General features: G+C 36.7%; 6 protein-coding genes and 3 rRNA genes. 1 reads left to right on the top strand and 8 read right to left on the bottom strand.

Annotated elements, in window-relative coordinates:
* The 6 genes from A3GQ_RS0120860 to A3GQ_RS0120835 all read right to left on the bottom strand — a co-directional run.
* Positions 1-191: ribosomal RNA gene (locus tag A3GQ_RS0120860) — 16S ribosomal RNA — on the bottom strand; the annotation flags it as partial.
* Between the two features lie 158 nt (positions 192-349).
* Positions 350-1,729, bottom strand: coding sequence for an O-antigen polymerase (locus A3GQ_RS25225; RefSeq protein WP_051272195.1), 1,380 nt, complete (start codon positions 1,727-1,729; stop codon positions 350-352).
* A 19-nt stretch (positions 1,730-1,748) separates the two neighbouring features.
* Positions 1,749-3,167, bottom strand: coding sequence for a lipopolysaccharide biosynthesis protein (locus tag A3GQ_RS0120850; RefSeq protein WP_028778683.1), 1,419 nt, complete (start codon positions 3,165-3,167; stop codon positions 1,749-1,751).
* Between the two features lie 12 nt (positions 3,168-3,179).
* Entirely contained in the window at positions 3,180-3,932 is a 753-nt protein-coding gene (locus A3GQ_RS0120845) for a hypothetical protein (protein WP_028778682.1), read from the bottom strand.
* Positions 3,933-3,969: 37 nt separating this feature from the next.
* Positions 3,970-5,031 (bottom strand): glycosyltransferase, encoded by a 1,062-nt coding sequence (locus A3GQ_RS0120840; RefSeq protein WP_028778681.1) that lies wholly within the window; start codon positions 5,029-5,031, stop codon positions 3,970-3,972.
* 2 nt (positions 5,032-5,033) lie between these two features.
* Positions 5,034-6,152, bottom strand: coding sequence for a glycosyltransferase (locus tag A3GQ_RS0120835; protein ID WP_028778680.1), 1,119 nt, complete (start codon positions 6,150-6,152; stop codon positions 5,034-5,036).
* A 222-nt stretch (positions 6,153-6,374) separates the two neighbouring features.
* Between A3GQ_RS0120835 and A3GQ_RS27460 the strand changes: the two genes are divergently transcribed.
* A complete protein-coding gene (locus A3GQ_RS27460) occupies positions 6,375-6,719 on the top strand; it encodes a hypothetical protein (RefSeq protein ID WP_156877866.1) in 345 nt (114 codons plus the stop codon).
* 429 nt (positions 6,720-7,148) lie between these two features.
* Here the strand turns inward: A3GQ_RS27460 and rrf are convergent.
* Together rrf and A3GQ_RS0120820 are read right to left on the bottom strand one after the other, a co-directional pair.
* Positions 7,149-7,265 (bottom strand): 5S ribosomal RNA (gene rrf / locus A3GQ_RS0120825).
* Between the two features lie 66 nt (positions 7,266-7,331).
* Positions 7,332-7,435 (bottom strand): 23S ribosomal RNA (locus tag A3GQ_RS0120820); the annotation flags it as partial.

The raw sequence follows: 7,435 nt of genomic DNA, 5'->3' as shown, positions 1-7,435 counted from the left end.
TTCTCTTTCATGCGAAAGAAAAGATTATCTGGTGTTAGCCCCGGTTTCCCGGAGTTATCCCAGGCTTGAGGGCAGGTTGCCCACGTGTTACTCACCCGTTCGCCGCTAGGAACCGAAGTTCCTCGCTCGACTTGCATGTATTAGGCACGCCGCCAGCGTTCGTCCTGAGCCAGGATCAAACTCTCCATGTTAGAAAGCTTGTCTTGCTCATTTGCTATTGCTAGCTTGTTAAAAAAATTAACAGGTTTGTGATCTCACTCTTCAGTTTTCAAGGAACAACTTCTTTTTTCTTGCGTCATCCGCATTGTCGCGGCGACAAGTAATAATATAGCACGTATAAAATTTAAAGTCAACTACTTTTATTCATTTTTTTTATTGATTTTGGCCATGTTTCTTTTAAACGAACAATAGCATAGGGAAGAACGGTCATCGTAAATAATATAATCCAAATAGGGTTTATCACTAAATCGGAGAAACCACCCACCATGGCTCGTGGAACACTGATGATAAAGTAGACAAATAAACTGATAAAGATTGGGTGTTTAGGTAATCGGATAAACAAAATATACAGCAATTGAACAAATACTCCTAAATAAACAGATGCAAATACTACACTCCAAACACCATATGTCGCATATGCTTCCCCAACATACAATGTATTTAGTACCCCGGCAGTCCCTTCTTGTACTTTATCAGGGAACAAGTCCATCATGATTACTCTGGCACCTCTCATTTGATCTACATCATACAATTTAAGGATAGATTCGGGAAGTCCATATAAATGAAGAAAAGGATAAACTTCACCAAAGCGATCTACAAATATGTACATAGGAGCAATCTGTGTCAAGATAATACGTCCTATCGGTCCCTGTGAATAATTGAGAAAAGTGGAACTTCCAGTAGCACCCAATAAAGTATACATTACAACTATATAGGCTACTCCAATCGCGGTAAACAACAAGACGATCCGCAAATTAAGTTTTAGTTTTCCTACAAAAATACTAGTTAAGACAAGCATAATCATGTAGAACATTGCAGGAGCTTTTTCAAAGTTGTAGAGTTGAATGATCATTGCACCAACAAATAAGAAACCAAAAAGTACACGCCAAGCCCACCTGTGTGTCTTTAACGCATAAGCAAAGGATATTATAGATAATAAAGGAGTCAGTCCTATAGCTAGTATATTTTTCACATAGACAATTCCTGTATATCCTTCTTTAGCGTCTATCCTACCTTTGGCTAAATCTGCGGTATTACCCAAAATAGCAGAAAACAAAGGGATGGTACTGGTGTGCAACAATGTGTAAATGATAGATAACAAACTAACAACACTCAAACCTAAAAAAATACGGAAAAATAATTTTTTATTTTTCTCCGATGAGAAAACTTCATTTACAGGTGCATGCCAGTAACGATTGAACTCAAGGTCAGGCTTAAACCCTACGATTTTTGAGACAATGACAGTGGTAAAAGCAAACAGTAAGAAGGAACCACATACTAAAAGAAAACCAAGTTGTCTAGATTCAGGAAACATAAGTTTATTAATGATATAGGAACGATCGATTTCTAGTACAATCAGCAAAGAGCCTATTAAACTAGAAATTAGGTAGACATACCCAAAGATCACCAGGTGTAAATTAGGCTTGTTGAAAGACAGCCCACCTGAACTTTTATGAAGTAATGTAACACCGATGATAAGAGTAAGAATCCACACAAGAATCCAGATCACTAGAACTTCCTCCTGATGACTACTTGGTTTTTAAACCTTTAAATACAAGATCAATCCGACATATTGCAAGTGTTGCGATAAAGTACAACCAAGGGAAAATTTGATACCAGCCAGCAAAATCGTGTACTTGCAAATAAACCATAGCAGATATTGTAATTACACTTTGAATAAACAAAAACAACATCTTACCAGTCTGAATAGGAACATGATAGTATTTTTGACTCTGAAAAAAGACCAAAATACAAGTAAGTAAATATGCAATAACATTAGATATAACAATTCCCCAAAGCCCAAAAGGTATATACATCACAATATTAAGAGCGATGTTTAAGAGTGCTGCAAGCACCAGTATGCCTGAGATTGACTTCGTTTTTTTGGCAAACAATAAACCCGAAGACACAATAATATAGAAAAAATTTAAAAATGATGCTAATGATAAAAAACCAACATATTGATAAGAAGCTTGATACTTAGGATCTAGCATAAGAATGACCAATGGCATTACACTTGTCACCGCTACAATACCAACCATACCCACTGTAAAAATAATCGTATACGCTTTAGAAAAGAATACTTTACCATCTGGATGATCTTTCATTTGCATCGAATAGGGACGCCATGCCATCTGTATTCCATAGGTAAGTAAACTAATCATCGTTGCAAATTGAAAGGCTGCAACATAAATCCCAACAGAGGTAGTACTATCCATTGTTGCAATAATATAACGATTAGAAGTACCCATTACCCAGAAAGAGAGAGATGCCGGTACGAGAGGTGCACCATATTTTAATACTTTCATCCATATGTCTTTATCAAAGCGTAACCTGAGATATTTCAACATCTGCCTACCTGACAAAAGAATAACAATCGTTATACTAATGATTCTTCCCCAAATGATACTTCCGATCGATTCAGACCAATAAATTAACAGGATATAGGACAAAATCGCGATAAATAACATCTTGGCTACAGTGAGTAATACCACCCGTAGTGTTCTCATTTCATATCGATAAACCGTAAGTGCCAGTATATTGATTGAATCCAGCACCAAAGTCATCAAGGATAGATAAAAAAACGGCATGAGACTGCTGCCAATATTTAACCATGGTACTAAATTATTGCCTGCTAATAGTACTATCACCGTAATTACTAGAGCCACCAGTAGTCGAAAAGCCATTACATTTTGTACATATTGCAATTTCTTATCTTGATCTTTTTCTTCAAAATAATAAAAAGCTAATGCTGTGTCCGTACCAAAAATCACAAAATAACTAAGAATAGCTACGGTTCCATCAATAATCCCCAAAACACCATACTCCGAAGGCAACAAATAATGTGTGTAGATCGGAAACATAACAAATGCAATTAATTTGGTACTTACACTCATCAACGCATATAAAAACGAGTCTCCTGCTAATCTTTTTAATTGGGCCAACACAGGCTACATCTCCTATAATTGTTGGTTTCGAGATGATTTGGCATCAAGTATATATTTCCAAAGTGCAACAACAACAATGGCAACGATGATACCAGCAAGTAATGCAATGGCAATATTCGCTTTCCAAGGAGACGCCTTCTCCGTAACTGTAAGATTATCCAGAGAACTAGGCGGAACAATGACAGGAGCTTGCAAGCTAGCTAAATCCAACTTACTGGATTGTAACTGTTCTTGATTCGTTGCTAACTCTTCATGCAAATTCGTATAGGCTTCAAGTGTCTGTATATTAACGGAAGAAGGCTTAATTACTTTAGCTGCTTGTTCTAGGGAATTTACACGTCGTTGTAAAGTTTCCATATACTTTGAGGATAAGTCTCTTTTTTGTTGAAACACTTTTTGCAGATCTGCGTAGTAAGCTTTTGTCACATCTTGAAATCCCTTTGTCACTTGCTCTTTATCTTTTCCACTGAGCTGAAGTTGTATCTGCTTGTATTTTGGGACAATCACTTGCAGAGAAGGTTGGATTTCTTTCGGTAACAAATCTTGATAGTTAGACATGATGATATCTGGTACTGCTACTTTATCATCTGTCGCATCTGCAATATTAAACAATACAGATCCTTGATAGGTCGGTTTTGTTAACGAACTTATGATTATCGCAACGATAATCGCAACCAACGGAATCGCAATTAACCAAAGCTTCTTTTGCCACATAAAAGCTAGATAATCGTAAAATGCATACGATTTTTTCGCTTCTTCATTCATTATTTATTCCATCCTTTACCTTATTTCGGTTTGGTTTTCATTTGGACATCTTTTTTTCATATAGATCAATCATTTTCTGAACACAATCATCCCATTGATAATTTCCTCTGACAAACTTGGCTGCATTTATTTCCATTTGATGACGATTGTAATCATCGTTTAATAATGTTTTGATTCCTTTATAAATCTCTTCTGGATCATTGTTGGGAATAATAATACCTGTTTCTCCATGTTTGACAACTTCGGGTAACCCACCCACATTATTTACGATTACTGGAACCCCACATGCTTGTGCTTCTAAAGCAGAAACACCAAAACTTTCACTTTCTGATGGAAGGATAAACAAGTCCAGTTGTGTAAGGAGTTGTGGCAAATCATCTTGTGGTACAAAGCCAACGAATGTTACCATTTCGTGCATCCCAAAATCATCCACCATTTTCTGATATCGTTCTTTTTCTGGTCCATCACCAATGAGTACCAAGTGAACATTATCTTCTTCTTTTACTAGTTTTGCAAATGCTTCAATCAATTTTGGGAAGCCATAAATATCTTTCAGACTCTTGGCAATACCAATATGAAACTCGCCGCTTGATTTATGCATCGAATTAGGTTTGAAATGATCCGTATCTACACCAAATGGAACCAATTCAATCTCTTTATCTGTATATTTTTTTGTCTCCTCCAACATCGCTTGGCTAGTAGAACACAATACATCTGCCGAAGAAAGGGAAAAAGATAATATCCGTTTATTCAATGCCTTTTTAGGAAACTGAAAAACATCACTCCCCCATACAGATAAAAAGAGTGGATGTATCCGAGCAAGTCCTGCAACAAAACCATAGCTAGATGCATAATGGGCATGAACAATATCAGGCTTTATTTGAGTAAGTAAGCTGCGGAGAGCAAAAACAGTTGTCAGATAAGAAAGTTTACCTGGCAAATACTGCGGCAATGCATAAGTTTCAATTTTTTCAGCGTGCCCCTTTGAGTAATGATTGGCAAAGGTAATGACACAAACTTCTAAGCCTTTTCGTTTTAATCCTAGTGCCCATTTTTGGGTATGTGTAGATGAACTAGGGGCAAATAAGGCGATTTTCATAGCTATAACTCCGTTTTTATTTTGTTTAATGTGTGATTAACTGTTTGTACTCGAGCCATCCACGAATTATCTGTTAAAAACTTTTCTTGAATCGTGTTTAAGTACGTTTGATGTTGATCCATCATCGTTTTCGTTGCAGATACCATTTCATCGACTGTAGCTCCTGCAACAACACCATAAGGTCCGCTTTCTACAAAACGTTGTTGAGCAGTACAGTTACTAGCTAATACAGGTAGATAGTTCGAGAGATATTCTACTAATTTCACAGGGACAGAGAAGTCATTATATGTACTTTTGGTCCTTGGCAGGTATGCAAAATCTATCTCTTCATACAACGTATCAAGTTCGTCACCAGATATATGTTTTACCTCTACTTGCAGTTTTTTCATCTGTTCTTTCTGGGTTTCTGCTAGTCCTTGATACTCCGCTTCTCGGCAGACAACAGTAAGGGATAATGGCAATCCTTCTAATCTGATACGTTCCAGCGTTTCCAGCATCAAAGGCAAACCATTATCAGCATGTTTTACAGCACCTACATAGATGGCCCGAACTTGATTGTCTCCTCGATCTACTTTCCGAAATACTACTTCTTTTCCACCAGGAGGAAGGGCAACTTTTGTTCGATTGATATCTACATATTTCCCCATTTCTAAGCTGGGAAGAAAAATTGCATCTGCATACTTCTCATAAAACTTTTCTTCTCTTCGATAAAGCCACTGCATAAGGTTCTTTTTAAGTCCCTTCAGTGGATATAAATCATCGAATTTCCAATATACATCACGATAAAAAATACCCATAGGAATTTGATTTTGTTTTAGATATTGGAACACTTTACGATCAATAAATGGTTTACTTGGAATGTGATTTTTATCTGTTAGCCAGATAGGGATGGTCTGATTTTCTACATAGCAAAACCGAACATTCGTTAAAGACTTTTGGCGCAATAATTCATTCCATCTTTCCTCTCTTACTTTGGACTCTCCAGATACCACGATTACGTCTAAATCTCGATCCCTTCCCCATTTCTCAAAAGCTTCTATCATCTTAAGGGGGCGAACTTTTGATCCACTATCTGCTTTTTTAGCAAGTTCAAAGGGAAAATAAATCAACACTTTATCCATTGCATAAGTCCCTTCCTCATTCAATTAAGGTAAATATCTATATGTAGAACCCTCTAAATAAAAAGTATTTATTATTCCATCTTAACGAAAAAAGACCTATAAAAATATGACAATGCTCCAACAGTCATTTGTCTATCATAACAAGAAAATAGTAACTACACCACACGAAACATTAAATCGGAATGATTTATGCCTCATTACGGAATTTTATATGTATAATTTTTGAATAGAAACTTCATTGATTCAAATTTGTTCTTGTCAGTTGATACATCCCCAACAAAATTGGTAACGCATTGCCATTATATAGAATGTATTTTTGTACCTTTAACGAAACAAAATACAAAAAAGATAGAAGGTGATATGGTGGGTTTAAGTGAAGGAAAGAAAAAAGAAGAAAAATTTGTTACAAATTCGACTTTTGAAATGTATGAACAAGGTGATACCAATGAACCAGTAAGCCAATCTATTTTAGAATCCTATGGGCAATTGGGGATTTCTAATGATAGAGAGGAAAGGAAAAGAAAAGCGTTTCATGAAAAACAAATAAACTCAGATAAAGAAATTTAAATATAAAAAAGGTCAGGTTTATTATAGGGAACCTGACCTTTCACTATTATGAAACATCATAAAAAAATTTAGTTTGGCCTATGAGACGTCTCCCGTCTCACCTTTCTTTCGGAGCTTACCTCTTAATATTGGGATGAAAAATTGGCTCATATCCCTACGCAAAGAAGAGTTCAGGAAAAAGTTTATACATTTAAAAGGTATTGGTGGAACCTGAAATTGTGCACGTTCAATAATAAACTCCCAAAATTCACCGGAAACATTAACCCTCCATCTCTCTCCATCCAAACATAGTGAGATCAAAAAGAGGACTCACAGATAGCCAACCACCATTTCTCAAAACTTGTTAAACAAGTCCTGTTTCTTTCCACCATTCCCCTTACAAAACTCCATAAACAAAAAAACCTACCAAATGGTAGGCTTTCGTTTGNTGCCTGGCAATTACTTACTCTCCCAGGACCCTGCGGTCCAAGTACCATCAGCGTGAGAGGGCTTAACGGTCGTGTTCGGGATGGGAACGAGTGGAACCCCTCTGCTATGATTACCAGACGTATTTACTTTTTGTAAGGAATGCTTTCGCACTTCCAAAATCGGATAGGAAATGATGTTGTTGCGTAGGAGAAGCCCTCGACCGATTCGTATCTGTCAGCTAAACACATTGCTGTGCTTACACCTCAGACCGATCTACCTCGTCATCTACAAGGGGTCTTACCTACTTA

The sequence above is a fragment of the Shimazuella kribbensis DSM 45090 genome, assembly GCF_000428065.1.
Lineage (GTDB): Bacteria > Bacillota > Bacilli > Thermoactinomycetales > Thermoactinomycetaceae > Shimazuella > Shimazuella kribbensis.
The sequence above is the reverse complement of the archived record's forward strand: the minus strand, read 5'-3'. Positions and strand labels throughout refer to the sequence as shown.

Excerpts from the sequence above, each read along its gene's own strand:
- A3GQ_RS0120845 (WP_028778682.1), bottom strand. The coding sequence starts at position 3,932 with ATGAATGAAGAAGCGAAAAAATCGTATGCATTTTACGATTATCTAGCT.
- A3GQ_RS0120840 (WP_028778681.1), bottom strand. The coding sequence starts at position 5,031 with ATGAAAATCGCCTTATTTGCCCCTAGTTCATCTACACATACCCAAAAA.
- A3GQ_RS0120835 (WP_028778680.1), bottom strand. The coding sequence starts at position 6,152 with ATGGATAAAGTGTTGATTTATTTTCCCTTTGAACTTGCTAAAAAAGCA.